The following is a 24,981-nucleotide window of genomic DNA, read 5'->3' on the forward strand; positions in this document are numbered from 1 at the left end:
ACTTCGTCATGTTGAATATCACCATGATCGGTTGCGGCGCCATTGGCGTCGGCGTGCTCGAACTGCTGGAGAGGGACCCACAGCTGTGCGTCGATTACGTGATTGCTTCGCCCGGTTCTGAAGAGTTGGTGCGCCAGCGCCTGGCGTGTTTCAAAAATCCGCCACAGGTGTTGACCGCCTTGCCGGCCGACGCCCGCCCCGATCTGTTGGTCGAGTGCGCCGGACACCGTGCCATCGAAGAACATGTGCTGCCAGCGCTGGAGCGCGGCATCGCCTGCCTGATCGTCTCGGTCGGTGCGCTGTCCGAGGTCGGTCTGGTGGAACGCCTGGAAGCAGCAGCCGAACTCGGCCGGACCCGTATCGAATTGCTGCCCGGCGCCATCGGCGGCATCGATGCCCTGTCGGCGGCCAAAGTTGGCGGGCTCGACTCAGTCAACTACACCGGACGCAAACCGGCCCGCGCCTGGAAAAACACACCCGGTGAGTTGGTCTGCAATCTGGACAGCATCACCGAAGCCACAGTGATTTTTCAGGGCAGCGCCCGCGAGGCTGCACACCTCTATCCAAAAAACGCCAACGTCGCCGCGACCCTGTCGCTGGCCGGTCTCGGCCTGGACCGCACACACGTGACACTGATCGCCGACCCGTTGAGCGAAGAGAACGTTCATCACTTCGAAGCCCGCGGTGCCTTTGGCGGATTTGAGTTGAGCCTGCGTGGCAAACCCTTGCAGGCCAACCCGAAGACTTCGGCGCTGACCGTTTACAGCGTGGTCCGTGCCTTGGGCAACCACGCCCACGCGATTTCAATTTAGGGAACAGCGATGACTCTCGAACAGACTTTACCGATCTGCATTGCTGGCGAATGGCGGCTGGGGCGGGGCGAACGCTACGCCACGTGCTACCCGGCCACCGGCGAAGCCGTTGCCTGGCTCAATGCCGCCAGTGTCGAAGACGTTGAAGACGCCGTGCAAGGCGCTCATCAGGCGTTTTTGCACAGCGGTTGGGCGCAGCGTAAACCTCACGAGCGGGCCAGCGTGCTGTACCGCATTGCCGAACTGATCCGTGAGCGCAGCGAAGACCTGGCGCAATTACAGCGCCAGGACAATGGCAAACCGATCAACGAAACCCGTGCCCTGGTGGCCAGCGCGGCCGGCACTTTCCAGTTCTTTGCCTCGGCCTGCGAAACCCTCGAAGAAACTATCACGCCGTCCCGTGGTGACTTCGTCAGCATGAGCGTCTACGAGCCGATGGGCGTGATCGCCGCGATCACGCCGTGGAACTCGCCGATTGCCAGCGAAGCGCAGAAGGTCGCTCCGGCTTTGGCGGCGGGCAACGCGGTAGTAATCAAACCCGCGGAAATCACCCCGCTGATGGCCTTGCAACTGGCGCGCATCTGCGAAGACGCCGGGTTGCCCAAAGGTCTGCTCAGTGTTCTGCCGGGCAAGGGTTCGCTGCTCGGTGATGCCCTGACCCACCACCCACTGGTCAAGCGCGTGTCGTTCACCGGCGGCACCAAAACCGGCAAACACATTGCCCACATCGCCGCCGACAAGATGATGCCGGTCTCGCTGGAACTAGGTGGTAAATCGCCGACCATCGTGCTCGACGATGCCGACCTCGACCACGCGGTGGCTGGTGTGTTGTACGGCATCTTCAGCTCCTCGGGCGAAGCCTGCATCGCCGGCTCGCGGTTATTCGTCGCCCGCGCGCTGTACGAACCGTTCATGGCTCGTCTGGTGGTGGCGGCGGCCGAGTTACGGGTCGGTGACCCAGCGGACGAGCGCACGCAAATGGGTCCGCTGATCAGCGCCGGTCACCGTGAGTCGGTCGAGCGCTACGTCGCGCTGGGGCTGGCCGAAGGTGGACGTTTGCTGCTCGGTGGTGAGCGTCCGAGCGGTGGTATCTATGATCGGGGTTACTACTACCCGCCAACCATCCTCGAAGGTTTGAACAACGGTCAACAGGTGTGCCAGGAAGAGATCTTTGGGCCAGTGCTGGTGGTCATGCCGTTCGATGACGAAGAGCAATTGCTCGAACAGGCCAACGACAGCCTGTACGCCCTCGCCGCGGGGATCTGGACCCGCGATTACAAACGCGCCTGGGCCCTGGGTCGGAAAATCCAGGCCGGCACAGTGTGGATCAACACCTACAAACAGTTCTCGATTTCCACGCCGTTCGGCGGCTGGCGCGACAGCGGCCTGGGCCGTGAAAAAGGTCGCCTCGGCATCCTGCAGTACATGGAACAGAAAAGCCTTTATTGGGGCATGAATGAACAGCCACTGGCCTGGGCCGGTGTGCAACGAGAGGTTGGGTTATGAGCGTTCTAGGCATTGATGAAGTCACCTACGGCGTCGAGGACCTCGACACCAGCGCGCGGTTCTTCAGCGACTGGGGCCTGACAAAAGTCAGCGAGCAGGCTGACGAAGTGATCTTCGAAACCCTTAACGGCTGTCGCGTGGTGCTCGCCGATATCAACAAGGCGAGCCTGCCGCCGGCCATCGAAACCGGTTCGACCGTGCGCGAAGTGGTCTGGGGCGTCGAGAGCGAAGCGGACCTGAAGCTTTACAGCGAACGCATCGCCAACGATCCGGGTTTCATCGAAGCCGACGGCCGCATCGGCTGTACCGACCCCAATGGCCTGGCGATTCGCCTGCAAGTGACGCGCAAGCGTGAACTGGACATCGAGTGCAGCGGCCATAACACCTGGCAAACCAAAGGCCGAGTCAACAAGGCTGCACCTGTCTACGAACGCGCGACGCCGATCGAAGTAGGCCACGTGGTGTTTTTCGTCAAAGACGTCAACACCTGCGAAGCCTTCTACCACAAGCGATTCGGCTTCCAGGCCTCTGACCGCTATCCGGATCGCGGTGCCTTTCTGCGCACCGCCGAAGAAGGCGGCCATCACGACCTGTTCATGCTGCAGTTGCCCGCCCCTCGCGCCGGCCTGAACCACGTCGCCTTCACCGTGCGCGATGTGCACGAAGTGTTCGGCGGCGGCATGCACATTTCCCGCAGCGGCTGGGCCACGGAAATCGGCCCCGGTCGGCATCCGGTGTCGTCGGCGTTCTTCTGGTACTTCAAGAACCCGGCCGGCGCGCTGGTCGAGTACTACGCCGACGAAGACCAACTGACCGGCGAATGGCAACCCCGCACCTTCGAACCCGGCCCGACGGTATTCGCCGAATGGGCAATCGCCGGCGGCATCGATGGCAATACCCGACGCCAGCAACATGTCGAAGCGCCGCAGGGCAAGTTCCTCACCGACAAACCGAAATCCTGAACAGGAGTTGTCCATGTCTTCACTTAATATCGCGATTGCCGGTGCCGGTATCGGTGGTCTGACCGCAGCCATTGCCCTGCTCCGTGCTGGCCATAACATCAGCGTATTCGAACAATCGAAAGCTTTCTTGCGGGTCGGTGCCGATATCAACCTGACACCCAATGCCGTACGCGCGCTGGACGGTCTGGGCGTGGGCGCCGCGGTGCGCATCCCGGCGGCGCGCCCAACGCATCGGATCAGCCGTCTGTGGGACAGCGGCGAGGAAACTTCGCGTCTGGAAATGTCCGATGCCGCCGAACAGAAATACGGCGCACCGCAACTGACCATTCATCGTGCCGATCTGCTTGCCGCACTGGCGGATGTATTTCCTGCAGAACAGGTGCAATTTGGTAAACGCGCCGAGCAGGTCGTGCAAACCGCCGACGGGATCGAGTTGCACTTCAAGGATGGCAGCCGCCACGTCACCGACCTGTTGATCGGCGCTGATGGCATCCATTCGGTGGTGCGCAATGCGCTGTTCGGTGATGAGCAACCGCGCTTCACTGGTGTGGTTGCCTACCGCGCCGTCGTCCCGGCCAAGAGCGTCGCCCATGTACCGAACATTCAGGCGTTCACTAAATGGTGGGGCCCTACTCCCGAAAGCCAGATCGTGACCTTTCCACTGAATCAGGGCCGGGACATTTTCATCTTCGCTACCACCGCCCAGGACAGCTGGCACGAAGAGTCCTGGACGAGCGCCGGCGATGTAGACGAATTGCGCAGCCACTATCAGGACTTCCATCCGGATGCGCGCGCCCTGCTCGATGCGTGCAACGAAGTGCTCAAGACCGCGCTGTACGAACGCGATCCGCTGCCGTTCTGGTCCAAGGGTTCAATGACCCTGCTGGGCGATGCCTGCCACCCCATGATGCCATTCATGGCTCAGGGCGCCGGCCAGGCTATCGAGGACGCGGTGGTGCTCGCTCGTCACTTGCAAGACCTCACCAGCACCTCGCAGATAGCAGGTGCACTGCTTGCTTATCAGCAGGCACGCTTGCAACGCACCAGCCAGATACAGATAGGTTCGCGCGGTAATCAATGGCTCAAGGACGGCGGCAACGCCGACTGGGTTTATGCCTACGACGCCTGGGCCGTGCCGACATCAAGCGTGGCCTGAACCGGGGCATGAACATGAACGAAAGTTTGCTGGTCAGCGTGCTGCTCAAGCACGACCAATCCAAGAACCTGGAAGACATTCAGCGACACATGAAACAGCAGGACTGGTGGGAGCGATTTCCCCCGCAAGGCGTCGAGGTGGTGTCCTGGACCGTGGCCATGGGCCTGGGGCAGATCGTCACCTTGCGTTTGCCGCCGAGCCTGCTGCCAACCCTCAACGTCGAGCTCGAACGCTCGGCCTGGGGCGTGTTCAGCACCGAAGTTTTCCCGACGTATGACTTTATTCCCGTGCGCGAAATGATCCGCGAACGGGTACGCAATGGAGGTCAATGAGATGAGTAATACCGAACCGTACCTGGAGCCTCATCAGGCCCGAAAACGGCCCAACACCCAGTTCGAAGAGTTGCTTGGCGACTCTATCGAACGTGCCTTCGGCAATGGCGTGACCGAGCTACCCGACCTGCTCGCCCACCTGAACCTGGCCGGGCCACCTTGCCCGCTGACCACCGGAGAGTGGACACCGGAAGCCTATAAAAACCTGATGGCTCGGCTGGGCGAATGACCCGCCGGAGGTAAATAAGAAATGAACATGAATACAACCGTCGATCCTGCTGAAAACCTGCTGGCCAATGGCTTGAAAAACCTTTGGTTCCCAGTACTGCCCTCCGATCAGTTGGGCGAAAAACCGGTGTCGATCCGTCGACTGGGCTACAAGATTGCCCTTTGGCGCGACAATGACGGCAGCGTCCATGCCCTGGAAGATCATTGTCCGCATCGCGGCGCACCCTTGTCCCAGGGGCCGGTGCTGGGTGACCGGCTGCAATGCCCGTATCACGGCGTCGAAGTGCGCTGCGACGGTACCGTGACGAAAGTCCCCGGCAGCCCCGGCTGCAAACTCGAAGGCAGCCGCCCGACGCGCATGTTCCATACCCGCGAAGTGGCCGGCGCAATTTTTCTCTACAACGCCGCCGAACCGCACGAGGACACCCCGCCGGAACTGGTCCTGCCCGAGCAACTGACCTCTCCTGAGTGGAGCAGCTTCGTTTGCTACACCGAGTGGAAAGGCGATTACCGCTACGTCATCGACAACGTCATGGACCCGATGCACGGTACCTACCTGCACAAGATGTCGCACTCCATGAGTGAAGGCGAAGCCACGGCCAAGTTCGTCACCCGTGACACCGACAACGGTTTCTTCTTCGAGAAAGAAGGCCAGCGCGGGGTGAACTTCGACTGGACCGAATTCATGGACAACAGCTGTCACTGGTTGCGTCTGGAAATCCCATACCCGAAAACCGGAGGCCCGGGAGGCAACTTCACCATCATCGGCAGCTACACGCCGAGCAGCCGCTCCTTGTCGGCGGTGTTCCACTGGCGCTGCCGTCCACTGACCGGCTGGCAGCGCGACACCTGGCGTTTCCTCTACAAAAACCGCCTTGAAGCACGGCACTGGGCGGTGCTGGAACAGGACCGCGTGCTACTCGAATTCATGGAACCGGACGCCAACCAACGGGAAAACCTCTACCAGCATGACCTGGGTGTGGTGCGTCTGCGCCGCTATCTGAAAAACGCTGCCAAGGCCCAATTGGAACTGATCGACGCGAAGCAGTTGCCATGAACGCAGCCGTGCAATGTGTCCAGGCCGGCTCGTTGAGCGAGGCGGCCGGCAGCACTTGGTCAAATGCCTTGCTGATCGGCAACGAAGTGGTGATGTCCGGCATGACCGGCCATCCTGCTACACGCCTGGCCTTTCATGTCGGTGCACCACTCGATACTTACGCCCAGACCCTGGTGGTGTTGAACAAGGTCCGCTCGCTGGTTGAAGCGGCGGGCGGGCATGTAGGCAATATTTACCGGCTAACGGTGTATGTCACTGACATCGCAGACAAGGATGAAGTAAGTCGCGCGCGGCGTGACTTCTTCACCGGTCAGGCAGTGTTCCCGACTTCTACGCTGGTTGAAGTGAGCGCGCTGGTGTTTCCCGAACTGCGGGTAGAGATCGAGGCCGGCGCGCGCCTCGATCTCGATTTGCGAACTGTCGAAAAGAGGTGACCGATGTCCCATTCCTCCCCCATCACCGCGTTTGTACACACCCTGCGCTACGAAGCCGACGGCATCATCAGTGTCGAATTGAGGCCATATGGCGACACCGTGTTTGCCCCGTTCGAAGCGGGCTCTCACATTGACCTGCATTTGCCCAATGGCCTGGTGCGTAGTTACTCGTTACTCAACTCGCCGAGCGATCAAGACCGTTATGTGGTCGGTATTCTGCGCGATCGCAAAAGCCGTGGTGGCTCGGAATACGTGCATGGGCAATTGCGGGTTGGCATGCAGCTGCCGATTTCGTCCCCGCGCAATAACTTCCAGCTCGACCTGAGCGCCAAACATAGCGTGCTGGTGGCCGGCGGCATCGGCATCACGCCGATTTATTGCATGTTCCGCCAACTGCTGGCCCTGGGAAAATCCGCCGAGCTGATCTACTGTGCCCGTTCGCGACAAGAAGCCGCGCTGGTGGAAGAGCTAAGTGGCCTGAGCACCCAAGTGCTTTACCACTTCAATGACGAAAAAGGTATGCCGCCAGACTTGAGCGTTTACCTCGCGGGCCAACCCAGCGACACGCACTTTTATTGCTGTGGTCCGACGCCGATGCTCGATGCATTCGAAAGCACCTGCGAAGGCCTCGGTTACCCCCATGCACATATCGAGCGTTTCGCGGCAGCGCAGTTGCCGCCGTCCGAAGACGCGCAAAGCAGTTACAGCGTCGAGCTGAAAAAATCCGGCAAGACGCTGTCGATCGAGCAAGGTTTGAGTTTGCTCGACGTGTTACTTGAAGCGGGCTGCGACATTGAATACAGCTGTCGCGAAGGGGTGTGCGGTTCATGTGAAACAAAGGTTCTGGAAGGTAATGTCGATCATCGCGACGGCGTGCTGACCAAAGCCGAGCGTGCGTCGAATAAATCCATGATGGTCTGTGTGTCCGGTTGCAAGAGTCGGCGATTGGTACTCGACCTATAACACGTTGTTCAGTTTCATCGATCAAACAGGCCGACAATGTTGTCGGCCTTTTTTATGCACGTGGAGTAAAGACGCACGGATAACGTGCAGTTTCGTTACCCCTTGCGACCCCTGTTTCACGGGCAATACAAGAAAATGCGTTTCCTATATAAACAATTGTTTTTACTGACTTTATTATTAGATACGGGATTTTTTCAGTTGGCATAGTTTCTGCTCTATCCCCACTAAGTTCATAGGCCAGACGCCGTATTACCTATGAACCAGTAAAAACAAAAACGAACGCCAACACCGCAACATTGAAGTCATTTGCCCATTGCCACTTCAAGGGCAAGCGGAAAAGTGTTGCCGGTCACTTTGTAGCGCTCAACATTACAGGGGAAGTCAACATGAAGAATTACGTTATATGTCTGGGGCTGATGATGAGCAGCTGCGTCAGTTTCGCAAGCGAGCCCGGCCCTGCGGCACCGGTGACCGCGAACAACGCAAAAAAGCCTTTTCCGCATATTGCCTGGCGCAGCGATGATGGCGAAAGCAGCCTGGACATCGGTGGTGCCTTGCGTACCAACTACCGCGACGAGCATTGGGGTACCACCGAAAACAACGGCAAGTTTCTCTTCGATACCTTCCGCATCGACGTGCAGGCGACTTACAAGAACCTGTTCAGTGATATTGGTTACTGGTTTCAGGATGACGGCAAACACTCCATTGATCGCGGCTTTGTCGGTTATCGCCTGAACAGTCATTCAAACCTGCAACTGGGCGCGCCGTTCAAGCCATTCGGCCTGGAACCGTACCCGCAATTCGGCTGGAGCTATCACCTGCCCTTTTTCATGGGCTATGGCGTCAGCGCCGGGTCGGGTTTGAAATACAGCTACAAGGATCAAGACTGGGATCTGCAACTGGGGTATTTCCCGCGCATGATGCCGTCGAGTATTCGCTACTCGCCGGAAGTCGGACGCTACGCCGACCTCAAGGACAATGCGATCCCCTTCACCCAGTCGCGCCAGGACAACGAAAAGCACAACCAGATCAACGCCCGCATCGCGCGCACCTTTACCAACGACGGCTGGAAAGCCGAGGTCGGTGCCTCGGTGGCCAAGGCTCAGTTGTACAACGCCACCACCAAGAAAGACGGTGATTACTGGGCCGGTGGCGTTCACGCCATCATCAATGCCGGCCAATGGACCGTCAGCACGCAAGGTATCCGCTACGAATACGACCCGAAAAATCCGGCCGGCGTCAGCAAAGACTCGGTGCTGATGGGCGGGAACGGCCTGACGCCTGCGTACCTGATAGCCTCTAAAGCCACGATTGCCTCGCTGAACATCGGCTATGACATCCCCACGCCGGCACTCGGGCAATTGAAGAAGATCAAGCTGTACAACGACTACAGTCGCATGATGAAAGACAAGAGCGGCTGGGACGACTCGCAGATGTACACCGTTGGCGCGCAGTTTCTGGCCATGCCAATCATGGCGTGGGTCGACCTGACCTGGGCGAAAAACGCCAACCCTTACGGCGGCGCGGAAAACGGAACCGGCTTCACCAACACCAATTCGGTCGGCAGCAATGAGTGGTACTACCGAACCAATATCAACATTGGATATTACTTCTGATGCCTGTCATATGGCCGCTGTTGCGGCTGCGATAAACCCACTGGCAGACGTAATTTTCGGCAACTGCACGTCCTGATCCGGCTGATGGCAATGGGTCGTTTACTGCCGGAGACGCTCTGAAATCCCCGTGGGGGGACAGGGGAAACAAAAAGGCCAGACACAAAAAAGCCCCGTAAAAACGGGGCTTTTCAGTAGAATGTGGCGGTGAAGGAGAGATTCGAACTCTCGATACAATTTCTTGTATACACACTTTCCAGGCGTGCTCCTTAAGCCACTCGGACACTTCACCGTATCTCGCCAAACTGTTTCAGTCTGTCGAGGCGCGCTAATGTAGTCGAAAGCTTTACCGATGGCAAAGGGTTTTTTCAGAATTTTCATGTGCTTAGACGGTTATCCCGTTCCAGGCGTATCCGTTGCCGTGCACAGGGTGGCGATTCGGCCATTGTCAGGCACGGGCGAGGCTTGCCCATAGTGGCTTCTGCGCCCTGCCGAAGGCCGCTGGCGGGTGGGTATGGGGGAAAAGCCTGACTGGGTAGTCAGTCACGGCGCTTTACCGAGGCCGGCGTGGTGGGTAACGTCTGCTGCCTGTACTTCTATTACAAGGAATCGCGTCATGAGTGAGTTGATTGCTTACCACCTCGAAGATGGTATCGCGACCCTGACCTTGAGCAATGGCAAGGTCAATGCCATTTCGCCTGCAGTAATCAGTGCGTTTAATGAAGCACTGGACCAGGCCCTGCAAGACCGGGCGGTGGTGATCATCACGGGTACGCCCGGGATCTTGTCGGGTGGTTACGATTTGAAAGTAATGACCGCCGGCCCTAAAGAAGCGATCAGCCTGGTGACATCGGGGTCGACCCTGGCGCGGCGCCTGTTGTCGCACCCGTTCCCAGTGATCGTCGCCTGCCCAGGCCATGCAGTGGCCAAGGGTGCGTTTCTGTTGTTGTCGGCCGATTATCGGATTGGTGTCGAGGGGCCCTTCAGCATTGGCTTGAATGAAGTGATGATCGGCATGACCATGCACCATGCCGGGATCGAGTTGGCGCGGGATCGCCTGCGCAAGTCGGCGTTTCAGCGGTCGGTTATCAATGCCGAGATGTTTGACCCACAAGGTGCCTTGAGCGCCGGGTTCCTCGACAAGGTGGTGGCGCCCGAAGCGTTGCAGGCCACCGCCCTGGAAGCGGCGCGTCAGTTGAAGAAGATCAACATGAATGCCCACAAGCACACCAAGCTGAAAGTGCGCCAGGCACTGTTGGAGGCGCTGGATAGCGCGATCTCCCGGGATCAGGAGCACATGGGTTAAGTCGCCCACAATAGCTGCAGCCAGAGCCCGACTTTGTATCGGGCTTTTTCTTACGCAACATTCAGCATGATCGCCTAACGCTCTAAACAGGCGCTATCAACGAATGTTGAAACATGCGCTCAAACATCGCCCATCTCCTACGTCTATAGGGGCAATTGCCGAAAACAGTGCACATCCGTACACTGCGCCACCTTTTGTCCCGATGGGCCGTGTTGATGCTTTATTTGTTACGCATGTTATTGATGGGCCTGAATTTTATTGTCGCCGGCGTGCTCGGCGTATTACTGGGGATTTGCCGGCCGTTCAATCCGGACAATAGCCGCCTGTGCGCTCGACTGTATGCGTTGCCGGCGATGTGGATCTTGCGCCTGCGGGTCCAGGCTCAGGTCGATTCATTGCACCATAAACCCAATAGCTGCGTGATCATTGCCAATCACCAGTCCAACTATGACCTGTTCGTCTTCGGCACCGTGGTGCCCTATCGCACGGTGTGTATCGGCAAGAAGAGCCTGAAGTGGGTGCCGCTGTTCGGGCAGTTGTTCTGGCTGGCTGGCAATGTGCTGATTGACCGGGGCAATGCCCAGAAGGCACGGCGCTCAATGCTCACCACCACGCATACCTTGCAACATGAGGACACGTCGATCTGGGTGTTCCCGGAAGGCACGCGCAACCTGGGCGAAACCTTGCTGGAGTTCAAGAAAGGCGCATTTCAGATGGCGATTGCCGCCGGCGTGCCGATTGTGCCGGTGTGTGTCAGCACCTATGTGAAGCATATGAAGCTCAATCGCTGGAACAGTGGCGAGGTTCTGATTCGTTCGTTGCCGGCGATTCCTACAACAGGATTGACCCTGGATGATATGCCTCAGTTGATGCTGACCTGCAGGGCGCAGATGCTCGACTGCATTGAGGCAATGGATAAAGAGCTGCAAGCCGTATCCTGTAGGAGCGAGCTTGCTCGCGAGGGTCGTTCACGATAACTCGAGAAGCCTGACATCCTGCGTCGATCTTTCGTCCTTCGCGAGCAAGCTCGCTCCTACAAGGGCTCCGTTCGGCTAAGCTGCCCAGCAACTGTCATCCAAAGAAGAAGCGATCAGCACCATGGGTAGAGTTGTTGCGGCCGCCGTCTATAGCGCCGGAAAGAAAGTCACCGATATTACCCTCGACGAGGGCGCCGCCTGGGCTGCCAAGCCTGGCCACTTTGTCTGGATCGGCCTGGAGGAGCCCAACGCCCTGGAGTTGGCGAATCTGCAACGCCAGTTCAACCTGCATGAACTGGCCATCGAGGACGCCCTGGAAAAGCATAGCCGGCCAAAACTCGAAACCTTCGGCGATGCATTGTTTATCGTGACTTACTCGCCAGTGCGCGACAACGGCAAGCTGGAGTTTATCGAAACCCATATCTTCGCCGGCAATGGCTACATCATCACCGCCCGCAACGGTCACTCAGCTTCTTACGGTTATGTACGCCAACGCTGTGAGGCACGGCCACTGTTGCTGGAGCATGGGGAAGATTTCGTACTCTATGCACTGCTGGATTTCGTCACCGAGAACTACCAGCCGGTGAGCGAGGCGATTCATGCCGAGATTGATGAGTTGGAGCGCAACGTGCTGTGCAGCTCCCTGAATGAACGAGACATCCAGAACCTCCACGGCCTACGTCGCGACGTGCTGCGTATGCGTCGTTATGTAGCGCCAATGGTGGAGATCAGCGAAGAACTGCAGAAGCTGAGTTTCCCGTTTATCGACAAAAATATGCGCCCGTACTTTCGCGATGTGCAGATTCACGTCACGCGCCAGATGGAGGACTTGGCAACCTTGCGAGACATCGCCAGCCAGACCATAGAGATCGGCGTGCTCCTGGAAGCCTCGCGCCAGAGCGTAGTGCAGCGCAAGTTTGCCGCCTGGGCGGCGATTCTTGCATTTCCTACTGCAGTGGCCGGGATCTACGGGATGAACTTCGAGAACATGCCGGAGCTGCAATGGCACTACGGCTATTTTGGCGTGCTGGGGTTTATCGCAGTGGGATGCAGCAGTTTGTGGGTCAGCTTCAAGCGTTCGGGATGGTTGTAACCCCACCCCTGACAGCTTATGGATCAGGAGACCTGCGGTTTATGCGTCACAAAACGCATCATCCATTCCGCCACGGTCACGCCGTGGTGGTCATGTGCAAGGCTGGCCACGCCACTCTCGTAAACCTTTTCGCCAATGTTGGTCTGAAGAATCTCCAGCAGTTCCCGGGAATAGTCGTGAATGAATTCCGGGTGGCCCTGGAAGCACAGCACTTGATCGTTGATATGGTAGGCCGCGAACGGGCAGAAATCGCTGGAAGCAATGACGGTGGCATTTTCCGGCAGAACTGTGACCTGATCCTGATGGCTGATCAGCAGCGTCAGTTCTTCCACCACCGGGCTCATCCAGGGCGCCTTGGCGGCAAGTTTGTAGTTGTGGGTGCCCATGCCCCAGCCCTGGCTCGCTCGCTCACTCTTGCCGCCTAACAGCAGCGCCAATAGTTGATGGCCGAAACAGATACCCAGCAATTTGTCGCCACGCTCATAGCGGTTCAACAGGTAGGTCCTGAGCGTCTGAATCCAGGGGTCGGTGCCGAAGGAATCGGCCTTGCTGCCAGTCACCAGGTAGGCGTCAAACACTTCGTCATCCGATGGGTATTCACCCTGCACCACGTTATAAACAACAAATTCGGCGGCGATCGGTTGTTTGGAAAACAGACGCTTGAACATCTGCCCATAACCTTGATATTGATCGATCAGGCCTGGACGCAGGATATCGGTTTCCAGAATGCAGACGCGTAGCGACATAAAAAATACCTGACACGGTGATGGGAATAATGCACACCCGGAAGCCTGCCTCGAAATACCCCGGCAAAGCAAGCCCCTCGTGCGTCAAAGCCGTCAGAACAGCGTGCCCTGCGCGGCTTTTTCCAATAGCAAAGCCGGGGGGGAGAACCGTTCACCGTATTGCTCGGTCAGGTAATGGGCGCGGGCGATAAAGTCGTTCAAGCCGTATTGATTGATAAATTGCAGCGCCCCACCACTCCAGGCCGCAAAGCCAATGCCGAAGACCGACCCGATGTTGGCGTCGGCGGTGGACACCAGCACGCCTTCTTCCACGCAGCGCACGGTTTCAATAGCCTGGATAAACAACAGTCGATCGCGCACATCCTGTGACGAGATTTGCCGCCCCGCCTTTTCAAAACGGGTTTTCAGCTCCGGCCACAAGTGTTTCTGCCCGCCGGCCGGATAATCGTAGAAACCGCCGCCGGCCGCCTTGCCCAGCCGTTTGTACTCGTTGAGCAACACGTCGATCACCGCAAACGCCGGGTGCCCTGGCAAGGGTTTGCCCTCGGCCTGCAGATCCTTGGCTGCCTGCTGACGGATATGGTTCATCAGGCCAAGAGACACTTCATCGGAAACCGCCAACGGGCCAACGGGCATACCGGCCTTGCGCGCTTCGGTCTCGATCATCGGCGCTGCAACACCTTCACCGAGCATGGCGATGCCTTCATGGGTAAACGTGCCGAACACCCGCGAGGTGAAAAAGCCGCGACTGTCATTGACGACGATTGGGGTTTTCTTGATTTGCAGGACGAAATCAAAGCCTCGGGCCAGGGTTTCGTCGCTGGTTTGGACGCCCTTGATGATTTCCACCAGAGGCATTTTTTCCACCGGGCTGAAGAAGTGCAGGCCGATGAATTTACGCGGCTCAGGCACCGCATTGGCCAGGCCGCTGATAGGCAAGGTTGAGGTATTGGAGGCGATCACTGCGTCAGCGCCCACGACACTTTGCGCGGCGGCCGAGACCCTGGCCTTGAGCTCGCGGTCTTCAAACACGGCTTCAATGATCAGGTCACAGCCGGCCAGGTCGGCATCGGACTCGGTAGGATGAATCCGCGCCAAGGTGCTTTCACGCAGCTCGCTGGACAATTGTCCACGGCTGACCTTCTTGTCCAGCAGCGCCGCCGAGTGCGCCTTACCTTTCTGCGCTGCCGCCAGAGTGATGTCTTTGAGCACCACCTCGATCCCGGCCGATGCGCTGGCGTAGGCAATGCCCGCACCCATCATGCCAGCACCGAGCACGCCGACCTTGCGTGTTATGTAGGGCACAAAACCTTGCGGTCGTGAGCGGCCAGCATTGATTTCATTGAGTTGGAACCAGAAAGTACCAATCATGTTTTTGGCCACCTGCCCGGTGACCAGTTCGGTGAAGTAGCGGGTTTCGATCAGGTGGGCGGTGTCGAAATCCACCTGGGCGCCTTCCACGGCAGCGCAGAGGATTTTTTCCGGGGCAGGGAAACAGCCGTTGGTTTTGCTGCGCAGGATCGAGGGAGCAATAGCGAGCATCTGTGCGACTTTCGGGTTTGATGGCGTACCGCCGGGGATTTGATAAGCGCTGCTATCCCAGCGTTGTTTCGCTTCTGGATTGGCAAGGATCCAGGCTTTGGACTTGGCCAGCAGCTCATCACGATCCGCCGCCAGCTCATCGATCAACCCGGCCTGCAACGCCTGTTGCGCAGTGACCTTTTTCCCTTCCAGCAAGTAGGGCAAGGCCTTTTCCAGGCCGAGCATGCGCACCATCCGTACTACCCCGCCACTGCCCGGCAACAGGCCGAGGGTGACCTCTGGCAAGCCGACCTGCACTGATTTATGGTCCAGGGCAACCCGGTGCTGGCAAGCCAGGCAAATCTCCCAGCCACCGCCCAGGGCCGCACCGTTGATCGCGGCCACAACGGGTTTACCGAGGGTTTCCAGGGTACGCAACTGCGCCTTCAGAACCAGGACACTCTCGTAGAACGCCTTGGCCTGGAGCCTGTCGACCTTGATCAATTCATTGAGGTCGCCACCGGCAAAGAAGGTTTTCTTCGCCGAGGTGATGATCACCCCGGCGATCGACGCCTTCTGCGCTTCCAGGCGGGCAACAGTGGCGGCCATCGCCTCGCGGTAAACCGCATTCATGGTGTTGGCGCTCTGGCCGGGCATGTCGATGGTCAATACCACAATCTGGTCCTGGCCTTTTTCGTAACGAATCGCATCGGTCATGACAAATTCCTTGAGCTCAGAGGCGTTCGATAATGGTGGCGATACCCATGCCACCGCCGACACACAGGGTGGCCAGGCCATAGCGCTGCTGGCGCGCCTCCAGCTCGTCGAGCAGGGTGCCGAGGATTGCGCACCCTGTCGCGCCCAAGGGATGGCCCATTGCGATGGAGCCACCGTTGACGTTGACCCGGGCAGCATCGATACCCATGTCCTTGATGAACTTGAGCACCACCGAGGCAAAGGCTTCATTAACCTCGAACAGATCGATGTCTTCTACCCGCAGGCCCGCCTTGGCCAAGGCTTTGCGGGTGGCTGGCGCCGGGCCGGTGAGCATGATGGTGGGGTCGGTGCTGGTGACTGCCGTGGCGACGATCCGGGCCCGTGGTTGCAAGCCAAGCTCACGGCCACGGGTTTCGGAACCGATCAACATCAGGGCGGCGCCATCGACGATTCCGGAGCTGTTGCCCGGCGTATGCACATGGTTGATACGCTCGACATGGCTGTAGACCCTCAACGCGGTGGCGTCGAAACCCATCTGCCCCATCATTTCGAAACTGGGCTTGAGTTTACCGAGGCCTTCGAGGGTAGAGTCGCCGCGAATGAACTCGTCCTGATCCAGCAGGACAATGCCATTCTGGTCCCGCACCGCGACCAACGACTTGTTGAAGGAACCGTCTGAGCGAGCTCTTGCCGCGTTCTGTTGGGAGCGCAAGGCAAAGGTATCGACGTCCTGGCGGGTAAAACCTTCCAGCGTGGCAATCAGGTCAGCGCCGATTCCTTGAGGTGTGAAATGGCTGTGCATATTGGTTTGCGGATCCAGCACCCAGGCGCCACCGTCGCTACCCATGGGTACCCGGGACATGGATTCGACGCCGCCGACCACCACCAGGTCTTCGAACCCTGAGCGCACCTTCATCGCCCCCAGGTTGACCGCCTCCAGGCCCGAGGCGCAGAAGCGGTTGATCTGCACGCCAGCGACGCTGACGTCCCAGTCGGCGACCAGTGCGGCGGTCTTGGCGATGTCCGCGCCCTGGTCACCGACCGGAGTCACGCAGCCCAGGACAATGTCATCCACTTGCCGGGTGTCAAGGTCGGTGCGCTGTTGCAATGCCCTCAGCAAACCCGCCACCAGGTTCACCGGTTTGACGCTGTACAAGGCGCCATCAGCCCTGCCTTTGCCCCTGGGCGTGCGTATCGCGTCAAAGATCATAGCTTGGGTCATGACATCCTCGATCCACTGTGCAATGCAGCTCTCAAGGGGGAGAGCCGAGCGTGTTCTTACCTTAAGCGCCGCGGCGCTGGATTCAATGACCGAAGCGCTCATTGGTCTTGACGGTCACGCTCAGACGAACGGTAGAAGGCTACTGGAAATCGCTGATTAATCGTTTTAGCTGTCTAGCCTTGGGTCTGCCGCCGAGATGGCGTTAGGCCTCATACGTTTTTTAAATGTTTTTAATCTAACTTGATATGAAATGGATCTAAGCCACGAACAACAAGGGCTCTAAGGTTGAATCTGTAGGAAGCTTATTAAGTTGCTGCCGGGTTTTGCTGGAGCAACTGTAAGAAAAGAGTCATGTAGCACGCTCATAGTGAAATGCAACGGCACGCATTTGACGCTCAGGAATAACAACAAATAGGCGGTTTGCCATGTTTAAACACTCGAAAGTACGCCAGGCGGGACTTATTCTCTTCGCCACCACCCTGCTCCTTATTGTGCCCAACCTGACCAAGGTCATTGGGTGACTGATCACGCTCTTGCAGACGGCGCCCATGCAGCGCCTGGATTGCAGCCTTTGGCAGCTCCTACCGGGAAATTGCGTACAGCCGTCCCGTCATAGGGGCTGCCTTTTTGCGTGCCGGTTTTGGTTGATTTGCGCTATCGTCAGCCATGTTTCGACCTTTGAAGTTAAGGCCGACGCTTCCAAAGATGAGTCAACTTTTGAAATATATCCTCGCTTTCCTGATTCTGCTGCTGACCTTGCCAGCCTCTGCTGCGCAATTGAGCATCGAGTTGGATCACGCCAGCAAGACCTGGCAAACCGCTGACCTGCTCAAACACCCGGGTATACAAACGTTGCAGGTCGTTGATGACGTTTCCTACAAACGCAACATGACTTATCGCGCGGTTCCATTAGCGGTGTTGCTGCCGGGCATCACCTCGCAAAATCATCTCCAGGCTGTGGCGCTCGACGGTTTTGCCGCAGAACTGGCGGCTGCTCCATTGCTGGAAAAGAACGGTGCCCAGGCCTGGCTGGCGGTGGAGGATCCGGCCCACCCCTGGCCGAACCTGGCAGATGGCAAACCCAGTGCCGGGCCGTTTTACCTGGTCTGGACCTCCCCGCAAGCGGGCCATATCAGCCCAGAGCAATGGCCGTTCCAGATTCGGGCCATCAAACAGTTGAAGACCGTGGCCGAGCGCTTCCCCGCGTTGTTGCCGGACCCGAAACTGGCAACCGAGGACCCGATCAACCAGGGGTTTGCACTGTTCCAGAAGAACTGCATGGCATGTCATCGCTTGAACGGCGCGGGCGACGCACAAGTGGGCCCGGACTTGAATATCCCCTATAGCCCCACCGAATATTTCAGCGGCGATTTCCTCAAGCGCTACATCCGTGATCCCCAAAGCCTGCGGCATTGGCCCCAAGCGAAGATGCCGGCGTTTGCCGCCAGTGTGTTACCCGACGCGGACCTCGAATTGTTGGTGGGGTACTTGAAGCATATGGCAGGGCGCAAGCAGCAACCAGAATGATGAGTCATGCCCCTAAGCGCATGCCATACGCCGCCACTGTGTGGGAGGTATGGCGGATTTTGCCCCGCGTTTCATTGCAACGAAGGTTTTGACTATCAATGACATAGCCAAAGTCGATTTCATTGCCGGGTAAACCCTGAGGATAATCACCCCACTCGCTGAACAGGAAATTTCCTACAGCCTCACCTGATGTACACCGATACCTTGGTACCGCATGTACCGATCGGTTCCCCTCTCTCCGATCTTCCCTTTTGCCACCCTCCCGGGTGGCATTTTTTATGCGTGATGTTTTCCAGGAACGCCTGAGGCTTTTGCGGCAGAACAAACAAAATCGGCCGACCCCAAGGTCAGCCGATACGTTGTGGTGTTCATTACGCTACATGGGCAACCCACGCACCTCCTGCTTCACGCCCCATCCCTCAATGATCCCGCCCAGAGGCTCGACCACCGCCTCAAAGTCTTGCTCAAAGTCTCCTATGCCGTCGTAGGTGGCGAACATTACTTTGCTCAGTTCCAGGTACCAGGCGCCGTCGTCCCGCACGCTCACCTGGGCATTGAGGGACTCTCCACGAAATCGACCCGCAGCCCTGCGCGCCCGTTCCTCATCCGGGAAAATGGCGTAGAACTCGATAGGATGGAAACGTGAGAAGTCAAAACCGCCCTCTTTCATGCGGCGTAACACGTTGGTGCTGATGTCTTCTTGATAGGCTGTGCTCATGAAACGTCCTCCTAAAACCGATGGATAGACTTTCCGTGCTTCCCAACCCCCGTGCTCGAATGGCGCGGGTGAAACGGCAATGGCATCACCGCTGGAAAACAAGCATGTAGCTGACAAGACCAGACCTTAGCGATTCATTCGCTGATCTCCCTTGCAGAGTAGCGCGAAGCTATCACCTCCACCAGAGGCGCTTGAATGGCATACAGGGAATGTTCAGGCGACGGGGGTAATGCTGAGGATCTGAATGCTGTTCTGGGTTTTCAGGCTTTTGACCGTCGGCTCGGCAATACGGCCTTCAAGGTCATTGAGGTTCAGTTCAGCGGCCACCGGCAGCAACTTGGCACGAATCATCTGCGCGGCGTCTTCAAGGCTGGGTTTTTGTTCGCAGGTAAACTGCTCCACGGACTGGACGCCGTGGTCATCAACAAACAAAACTTTCCACGTTTGCATCAGTGCCTCCTCGATAAACCCATGAATGGGCTTACAGATATCTGGACCGTGAGGCACTGACAATCGTTCAAACCGTGGCCGCTGCCGAGGCACGGGGCCACAGCCTACGGCTACTCGGCGCGCGCCTTGAGGGCCTTCAAGGTGTTGAACGGGGCATCCACCACGAACTTGTTCGCCAACCAGGACGGCACGCTACCGCCTGGCTCGGTGTGAACCTGATAGGTCACTTCGGTCTGGTCGGCACCTTTGGGTACCAACTTCCAGAACCCTTCGACCTGGGCCACACGCACATAACCTTTCTCTTCCGGCAAATAGGTAGGCACTTCCAACAACTTGCGGGTCAGGCTGCCGTCTGCCTCCTTGATCGTGGTGATTTCCAGGATCGAGTCACGATCCGTCACCGGGAACGGCGCGTTGAACTGGGTGTAAGTCCAACTCTTGTCCCCCTCATGCTTGAGCAGCTTCTGGGACTTGCATTCGTGAATCCACTGACACGCGCCTGCTACATCGTCCTGCAAGGCCTGAACCTTGGCCAACGGGGCCTTGATGACGGTGACGCCGCGATAAGCCTTGTATTTCGAACCGGCTACTTCACTCAAGGACACCTTGATGCCCTCTTCGTCCTTGGCAACTTGCCAGTCTTCAGCCTGAGCCGAGGCAGCAAATAAAACAGTAAAACCGCACACCACAGTCATTTGTTTCAGCGAACCCATTGTTTTATTCCTTGTTGTTGAAGTTCTGACAGTAAAGCCCACTAAGCCGCCGTCATCTGCTCCCACCAGCCGATCAACCTGATCGCTTCTTCCTGGTTGTTGCCACAGACCTCGATATCCGCCTGGAAAGCACTGCAGACCGTCGGACGCTCCGGTTGCCCGAACAGTTGGCACAGTTGTTCGACCGACAGGTGCAGGCAGCGTTCGCCCGCCGGCTTGCCCTGGGGCATACCGGGCAGCGGTGAACTGATGGAGGGGGCAATGCAGCAAGCGCCACAGCCTTCACGGCATTTCATGACGAGTAAATCCTCGACAACTAAGTGTTGATGGCCAGGCTAGCGTACGCCCTTAAACATCTGTTTTAAATTGGCCTAATAGGGGTTTTTCGCACAAAACCAAAATGACTGACCAGTCTGCGACAGAAGGTCGGCCATCCACGTCACGTTTGCTGAGCGGGTTTACTGCTTGAACTCGAAATCCAGTGCCGCACCTTCTACATCGCGCCGCTCTTCGTTACGCAGTTGCAGATTCATCTGATTGTTCAGCAGACGCCCGTTGATCTGGAAAGCGCTGTTACCAGAAGGCTCTGCGAACAACGGTGGCAATAGTAGCTCGTTCTTGGGCTGAGGCAGGGTGCCAAGAGGCTGCAAGTGCCTGACCATATCCGAGGGCAGGCTCAAGTCCAGTTGCGCTGGAGGCAGTTTGGTTCGAGATACTTCACGGGCAGATTTGGATTTGCTGGCGATGGGTGCGCGCTTTTTCGTCGGGGCCGCTTTCTTGGTAACCGAGGCTTTTTTGACGGGGGCTGCTTTTTTGGCGGAGGTTGCCTTTTTTGCTGGCAAGGCCTTGGGGTTGGCGCTGACAGCCGCTGCGGGCTCACTGGCGGGAGCCGCCAGCACTGCACTGGTGTTACACAGGCTTAGCAGGCAAATCACCAATGCGGCGGATAAAGTAGATGTCATATCGCCAACGGCATTAACGGCAGAGGGCCATATGCTCGCTTGTTGAGCGCGGCATGACAAGCGCGGTGATTAACCTACAACCCTGTGTGTCCCCTTTCCACCCCTCAAAAACCTGCCGCCGTTTCCTGGCACAACTGGCTTGCCAGCATCCCCAGCGTCATCAATGCCCGCTCGGCTTCGCGATTCCATGGGGTACCGCAGTTGAGTCGAATACAGTGATTGAACTGTTCTGTATTGCTGAAGATCAGCCCTGGCGCAATGCTGATGCCCTGCTGCAGCGCACGGACATGCAGTTCCTGGGTATTGACCCGCCCAGGCAGACTGACCCACAAGATGAAGCCGCCGGTCGGCCGGGTCATCTGCGTGCCCTCGGGGAAGTACTGCTGCACCGCCAACTGGAAAGCGCTGAGGTTCTTGCGGTATTCCTGACGGATATAGCGCAGATGCCGGTCGTAACCACCATTCTCCAAATAAGCCGCAACGCCCATTTGCGTGACGCTGCACGCGGAATGCGTACTGAACATTTGCAGGCGTTGGATTTCTTGCTGGTACTTGCCGGCGATCATCCAGCCGATGCGCACACCGGGGGACAAGGTCTTGGAAAAACTCGAGCAATAGATCACCCGATCCAGGCGGTCATAGGCTTTCAGGGCCTTGGTGCGGCCCAGTTCGAACATCAGTTCGCCGTAGATATCGTCTTCGACAACCTGGATATCGAAGTCCGAGGCCAGGCGCAGCAATTGCTTTTGTCGCTCTTCGGGCATGGTCCCGCCCAGCGGGTTGCTCAAGCGTGTGGTCAGCACCAACGCCTTGATCGACCATTGGTTGGCGGCCAATTGCAGGGCTTCCAGGCTCATGCCGGTGGCGGGGTCGCTGGGGATCTCGATGACCTTGAGGCCCAGTAAATCCGCCAATTGCAGCAAGCCGTAATAAGTCGGCGACTCCGCCGCGATCAAGTCTCCGGGCCGCGTCAGCACCCGTAAAGACATCTGCAATGCGTCAACGCAGCCGTGGGTGATTACCACCTCGCTGGGATCGACCACCACCCCGGCATCACGCATGCGGATCGCCACCTGACGGCGCAACGGCTCAAAACCTGGGCTGAACATGTAGCTGAAGGCCCGTGGGCTCTGGAAGCGCGTGACCTTGGCCAGTTGCTGGTGTAACGCCCGTACTGGCAGGTAATCGACGCTGGGCACCGCAGCGCCCAGCGGGAACACGCCTTCACGACGCGACTCCACCAACACTTGTTGAATGATGCTGCTGCGGGTGACCAGCCCTGGACGCTCGACCCGGGCGATGTCCGGCGTGGGCGCGGTCAGGGCCGGAGTCTGGTGCACGTAGTACCCCGATTGTGGGCGTGCGCGAATCAAACCCTGGTCTTCCAGGTTGGCGTAGGCCTGCAACACGGTGGCGTGACTGACGTTGAGCTGGGAGCTCATCTTGCGCACCGACGGCACGCGCTCGCCCGGTTGATAGACGCCACGTCGGATATCCTCAGCCAGTTGCTGGGCGATACGTTGATAGAGCAAAAGATTGGTCATGGCGCAGCACTCGATTTCACGGGTATTTTATTTTTGTGTGAAACATACCGGCACAGTTTAGAAGTGTACGGGGACAGTTGCCACAATAGTCGAGCACAGGCGGCAGTGATAGAAAAAACTGTAAGGGCTGTGAACTGAATCTCTCGCCATAAAAAACCCGATCAGCGATCGGGTCTAGATTCTGCGCACCTACAATTGATCTTCACCCCCGAGCAGCGCCCAACTGACCCTTTTCGTCGGAGAACACAATCTCAACCCGACGATTCTGCGCCCGCCCGCGCTCGGAAGCATTCACCTCAACAGGGTATTGGTCACCATAACCCTCCACCTGGATGCGCTTTTCATCGATCCCCAAATCCACCAATACATCCGCCACGGCTTGAGCACGATCCCGGGACAATTTGATGTTTTCCTGCTCGCCGCCGGTATTGTCGGTGTAGCCCTCAATGCGCACCACGCGCTTGGGATTCAATTGCAGGAACTGGACGATTTTCAACACAGTACGGTTGGCCGAGCGCTTGAGCTCCGCTTCGCCGGTGTCGAACAGCATGTCCCCCAGGGTCATCACCAAGCCACGGTCAGTCTGGGTGGTTGCCAGGCTGATGATCTGTTCCTCAAGCCACTTGCCTTGTTGCTGTACGCTCAACAGCTTGGCCTCACGCAGGGCCAGTTGCAGCCGCTGGCGTTCCAGCTCGAGTTTGGCGCCGCGTTCTTCATTAAGCACCTGCTCGGTATGTTCCCGGGCAATCGCACTGTAGCGCTGGCTCAGGTAGGCGTAATGCGCTACGTCGGAACCACTGCCCCAATAGCTGGAAAAACGGTCGGCACGGGCCAGGGACTCCCCGGCACGAATCACATCCTTGGGCGCGATTCGCAGTACGTTGGAGTCTTCCTTGACCTTCTGGAAGTCACTGCTGGCCTGTTGCAAGGCAACATCACTGTCAGGGTGGCTGGCGCAGCCACCCATCGCCGCGCTGCCCACCAGCAACACACAGCTCAACCCACGAATCATCAGCCTCATTGGGCCTCTCCCAGCTGTTTGCGCAGGCGGGTGATACGGGTGTTGAGCACGCTCAATTGCTCCTCGCTCTTGTGGGTCAAAACCCGGGCCTCCGCCAAGCGAGCGTCCAGTTCGGCTTGCTCGGCCCGCCTACGGGCATGTTTGTAGGACTCATCAGCCATATCCGCCGTTGCCCGGGCGAATTTGCCCTCGGCCAGTTTCAACTCTGGGGAGACATCGGCGACGGCCCCCACTGCTGTGGCTTGTTCCAGGGCTTGCCGGGTCAGGCGCATTTGTTCATTCGGCGCAGGATCGGCTGCACATCCCGCCAAAGCGACAACGGCGAGGGCCGCGAAAAGAGGTCGAATAGTCACTAAAAATCCCTACTTTATTGGAGTACCGGCGGGTTGCTGCAATTGCACCTTCCAGCGCTCCAGATTGCGCTGCAGCGCGTCTTGCACCAGACCGGAGGCGGGCAATTCTGTCATCTTTTTGGCGAGCTGTCCGCGCAACCACGGATCGTTGCAAGCCGAGTTGTGGGAAATAGCCAGGAACAGGCCTGGCCGATCGATGGGCACTTCACCCGCGATGAGGTCGTTGCTCATACCCAATGTCTGGGCCATGGCCATACCGGAATAACGTCCCGCAAGTACGTACTCCACTTCGCCGAGCAGCAACTTCTGAAACGCCGGAGTCAAGGTTGGCGTACGCTGCAAGTCCAGTTGCTGGCCGGCGAAGGTTTCAAAATCACGGCTCAAACGTGTCCTTTCCGACACCGCACCCTTGTGGCCCAGCAGATCGGCTGCCTCGTTGTAGACCAACACCGAATCCTTGCGCGTCCACACCAGGTAATCGGTATGGGCCAAGGCCGGATGAATGTAGTCCAAGGTTTCCAGCTCGTGAATGGTTAGCGGCGCATCGGCAAGGATGTCCATGCGCCCGCTGCGCACTTCGTCCAAAGCGAGGGAGCGCTTGCCGCCATACAACAAGTCGATTTTCAAACCCAGGTCCTTGCCCACTTGCTGCAGCAGGTCAGCACTGGCACCGATCAGGTGGGTAGGGTCTTGGGGATCACGCCACAGGTAGGGTGGTGCGTCCGGGCTGCCGGTGACCACCAGGCGCTCACATTTGCCGGCGGCCAGGGACAGGGCCGGCAACAGCGACAGGCCCAACAAGACACTCCAACTACGCAGTTCCATGGCTCGGTTCTCCATTCAAATATGTGTAGGTGCTCGCGCCTACAGGAGGATCATTGATTCGCAGGCAAAAAAAAGCCCGGTCAACAGACCGGGCTCTTTATAAGTGAAGCGACTGGATTAGACCAGCTTCGAAAGCTCTGGTACGGCCTCGAACAAGTCCGCCACCAGGCCGTAATCAGCCACCTGGAAGATCGGTGCTTCTTCGTCCTTGTTGATCGCAACG

26 protein-coding genes, 1 tRNA gene and 1 pseudogene are annotated in these 24,981 nt (G+C 58.0%); 14 read left to right on the plus strand and 14 right to left on the minus strand.

Annotation, left to right across the window (positions count from 1 at the left end; genetic code table 11):
• Nucleotides 1-8: 8 nt before the first annotated feature.
• The 10 genes from GIR22_RS13990 to GIR22_RS14035 all read left to right on the plus strand — a co-directional run bounded on the left by GIR22_RS13990 (nucleotide 9) and on the right by GIR22_RS14035 (nucleotide 9,066).
• Nucleotides 9-812: an aspartate dehydrogenase gene (locus tag GIR22_RS13990; protein ID WP_154743900.1), complete on the plus strand. Its 804-nt coding sequence runs from the start codon at nucleotides 9-11 to the stop codon at nucleotides 810-812.
• A 9-nt stretch (nucleotides 813-821) separates the two neighbouring features.
• Nucleotides 822-2,318, plus strand: a complete 1,497-nt coding sequence (locus tag GIR22_RS13995) for an aldehyde dehydrogenase (RefSeq protein WP_154743901.1) — start codon at nucleotides 822-824, stop codon at nucleotides 2,316-2,318.
• A complete protein-coding gene (locus tag GIR22_RS14000; RefSeq protein WP_154743902.1) occupies nucleotides 2,315-3,280 on the plus strand; it encodes a VOC family protein in 966 nt (321 codons plus the stop codon). Before GIR22_RS13995 ends, GIR22_RS14000 begins: the two co-directional genes overlap by 4 nt.
• A 13-nt stretch (nucleotides 3,281-3,293) precedes the next feature.
• Nucleotides 3,294-4,436 carry an FAD-dependent monooxygenase gene (locus GIR22_RS14005; RefSeq protein WP_154743903.1) on the plus strand — a complete coding sequence of 381 codons (1,143 nt, stop codon included), beginning with the start codon at nucleotides 3,294-3,296 and terminating at the stop codon, nucleotides 4,434-4,436.
• A gap of 14 nt (nucleotides 4,437-4,450) precedes the next feature.
• The gene (locus GIR22_RS14010) at nucleotides 4,451-4,768 is read left to right on the plus strand and encodes a hypothetical protein (protein ID WP_154743904.1); all 318 of its coding nucleotides are present in this window, start codon (nucleotides 4,451-4,453) and stop codon (nucleotides 4,766-4,768) included.
• A 1-nt stretch (nucleotide 4,769) separates the two neighbouring features.
• Nucleotides 4,770-4,997 (plus strand): recombinase-like helix-turn-helix domain-containing protein, encoded by a 228-nt coding sequence (locus GIR22_RS14015; protein WP_154743905.1) that lies wholly within the window; start codon nucleotides 4,770-4,772, stop codon nucleotides 4,995-4,997.
• 21 nt (nucleotides 4,998-5,018) lie between these two features.
• Nucleotides 5,019-6,053, plus strand: coding sequence for a Rieske 2Fe-2S domain-containing protein (locus tag GIR22_RS14020; RefSeq protein ID WP_154743906.1), 1,035 nt, complete (start codon nucleotides 5,019-5,021; stop codon nucleotides 6,051-6,053).
• Nucleotides 6,050-6,487 carry a Rid family hydrolase gene (locus GIR22_RS14025; protein WP_154743907.1) on the plus strand — a complete coding sequence of 146 codons (438 nt, stop codon included), beginning with the start codon at nucleotides 6,050-6,052 and terminating at the stop codon, nucleotides 6,485-6,487. The genes GIR22_RS14020 and GIR22_RS14025 overlap by 4 nt, the downstream gene beginning before the upstream one ends.
• Nucleotides 6,488-6,490: 3 nt before the next feature.
• Complete coding sequence (locus GIR22_RS14030; protein WP_154743908.1) at nucleotides 6,491-7,450, plus strand: PDR/VanB family oxidoreductase; 960 nt, start codon at nucleotides 6,491-6,493, stop codon at nucleotides 7,448-7,450.
• A 386-nt stretch (nucleotides 7,451-7,836) separates the two neighbouring features.
• A complete protein-coding gene (locus GIR22_RS14035) occupies nucleotides 7,837-9,066 on the plus strand; it encodes a hypothetical protein (RefSeq protein WP_154743909.1) in 1,230 nt (409 codons plus the stop codon).
• A gap of 199 nt (nucleotides 9,067-9,265) precedes the next feature.
• Here the strand turns inward: GIR22_RS14035 and GIR22_RS14040 are convergent.
• Nucleotides 9,266-9,355 (minus strand) — tRNA-Ser (locus GIR22_RS14040).
• Nucleotides 9,356-9,679: 324 nt separating this feature from the next.
• On the opposite strand from GIR22_RS14040, the gene GIR22_RS14045 reads away from it, so the two are divergent.
• From GIR22_RS14045 to GIR22_RS14055, 3 genes are all read left to right on the plus strand, one after another.
• The gene (locus GIR22_RS14045) at nucleotides 9,680-10,369 is read left to right on the plus strand and encodes a crotonase/enoyl-CoA hydratase family protein (RefSeq protein ID WP_154743910.1); all 690 of its coding nucleotides are present in this window, start codon (nucleotides 9,680-9,682) and stop codon (nucleotides 10,367-10,369) included.
• Between the two features lie 215 nt (nucleotides 10,370-10,584).
• Nucleotides 10,585-11,346, plus strand: coding sequence for a lysophospholipid acyltransferase family protein (locus GIR22_RS14050; RefSeq protein ID WP_154743911.1), 762 nt, complete (start codon nucleotides 10,585-10,587; stop codon nucleotides 11,344-11,346).
• A gap of 121 nt (nucleotides 11,347-11,467) precedes the next feature.
• Nucleotides 11,468-12,439: a magnesium and cobalt transport protein CorA gene (locus GIR22_RS14055; RefSeq protein ID WP_154743912.1), complete on the plus strand. Its 972-nt coding sequence runs from the start codon at nucleotides 11,468-11,470 to the stop codon at nucleotides 12,437-12,439.
• A 23-nt stretch (nucleotides 12,440-12,462) separates the two neighbouring features.
• Here GIR22_RS14055 and GIR22_RS14060 read toward each other — a convergent pair whose 3' ends face one another.
• The 3 genes from GIR22_RS14060 to GIR22_RS14070 form a co-directional block, all read right to left on the minus strand.
• Nucleotides 12,463-13,185, minus strand: a complete 723-nt coding sequence (locus GIR22_RS14060; protein WP_154743913.1) for an amidotransferase — start codon at nucleotides 13,183-13,185, stop codon at nucleotides 12,463-12,465.
• A gap of 93 nt (nucleotides 13,186-13,278) precedes the next feature.
• Nucleotides 13,279-15,423: a 3-hydroxyacyl-CoA dehydrogenase NAD-binding domain-containing protein gene (locus GIR22_RS14065; protein ID WP_154743914.1), complete on the minus strand. Its 2,145-nt coding sequence runs from the start codon at nucleotides 15,421-15,423 to the stop codon at nucleotides 13,279-13,281.
• Between the two features lie 16 nt (nucleotides 15,424-15,439).
• A complete protein-coding gene (locus GIR22_RS14070; RefSeq protein ID WP_154743915.1) occupies nucleotides 15,440-16,645 on the minus strand; it encodes an acetyl-CoA C-acetyltransferase in 1,206 nt (401 codons plus the stop codon).
• A gap of 717 nt (nucleotides 16,646-17,362) precedes the next feature.
• Here GIR22_RS14070 and GIR22_RS14075 point away from each other — a divergent pair.
• Nucleotides 17,363-18,172, plus strand: a complete 810-nt coding sequence (locus GIR22_RS14075) for a c-type cytochrome (RefSeq protein WP_154743916.1) — start codon at nucleotides 17,363-17,365, stop codon at nucleotides 18,170-18,172.
• A gap of 376 nt (nucleotides 18,173-18,548) precedes the next feature.
• Here GIR22_RS14075 and GIR22_RS14080 read toward each other — a convergent pair whose 3' ends face one another.
• From GIR22_RS14080 to GIR22_RS14125, 10 genes and pseudogenes are all read right to left on the minus strand, one after another.
• On the minus strand, nucleotides 18,549-18,890 hold the full coding sequence (locus GIR22_RS14080) for a ribonuclease E inhibitor RraB (RefSeq protein ID WP_154743917.1): 342 nt from the start codon (nucleotides 18,888-18,890) through the stop codon (nucleotides 18,549-18,551).
• A gap of 213 nt (nucleotides 18,891-19,103) precedes the next feature.
• The gene (locus tag GIR22_RS14085; protein ID WP_154743918.1) at nucleotides 19,104-19,340 is read right to left on the minus strand and encodes a hypothetical protein; all 237 of its coding nucleotides are present in this window, start codon (nucleotides 19,338-19,340) and stop codon (nucleotides 19,104-19,106) included.
• Between the two features lie 110 nt (nucleotides 19,341-19,450).
• Nucleotides 19,451-20,053, minus strand: a complete 603-nt coding sequence (locus GIR22_RS14090; protein WP_154743919.1) for an START domain-containing protein — start codon at nucleotides 20,051-20,053, stop codon at nucleotides 19,451-19,453.
• Nucleotides 20,054-20,094: 41 nt separating this feature from the next.
• A complete protein-coding gene (locus GIR22_RS14095) occupies nucleotides 20,095-20,349 on the minus strand; it encodes a YkgJ family cysteine cluster protein (protein ID WP_154743920.1) in 255 nt (84 codons plus the stop codon).
• Between the two features lie 162 nt (nucleotides 20,350-20,511).
• A complete protein-coding gene (locus GIR22_RS14100; RefSeq protein ID WP_154743921.1) occupies nucleotides 20,512-21,015 on the minus strand; it encodes a translation initiation factor 2 in 504 nt (167 codons plus the stop codon).
• A gap of 104 nt (nucleotides 21,016-21,119) precedes the next feature.
• Entirely contained in the window at nucleotides 21,120-22,559 is a 1,440-nt protein-coding gene (locus GIR22_RS14105) for an aminotransferase-like domain-containing protein (RefSeq protein ID WP_154743922.1), read from the minus strand.
• A gap of 202 nt (nucleotides 22,560-22,761) precedes the next feature.
• Nucleotides 22,762-23,580 (minus strand): OmpA family protein, encoded by an 819-nt coding sequence (locus GIR22_RS14110; protein WP_154743923.1) that lies wholly within the window; start codon nucleotides 23,578-23,580, stop codon nucleotides 22,762-22,764.
• A complete protein-coding gene (locus GIR22_RS14115) occupies nucleotides 23,577-23,933 on the minus strand; it encodes a DUF4398 domain-containing protein (protein WP_178122248.1) in 357 nt (118 codons plus the stop codon). Before GIR22_RS14115 ends, GIR22_RS14110 begins: the two co-directional genes overlap by 4 nt.
• Nucleotides 23,934-23,942: 9 nt before the next feature.
• Nucleotides 23,943-24,758: a substrate-binding periplasmic protein gene (locus GIR22_RS14120; protein ID WP_154743924.1), complete on the minus strand. Its 816-nt coding sequence runs from the start codon at nucleotides 24,756-24,758 to the stop codon at nucleotides 23,943-23,945.
• 117 nt (nucleotides 24,759-24,875) lie between these two features.
• Nucleotides 24,876-24,981: pseudogene (locus GIR22_RS14125) on the minus strand (electron transfer flavoprotein subunit alpha/FixB family protein); the annotation flags it as partial.

The organism is Pseudomonas karstica, assembly GCF_009707515.1.
GTDB classification, from domain to species: Bacteria; Pseudomonadota; Gammaproteobacteria; order Pseudomonadales; family Pseudomonadaceae; genus Aquipseudomonas; species Aquipseudomonas karstica.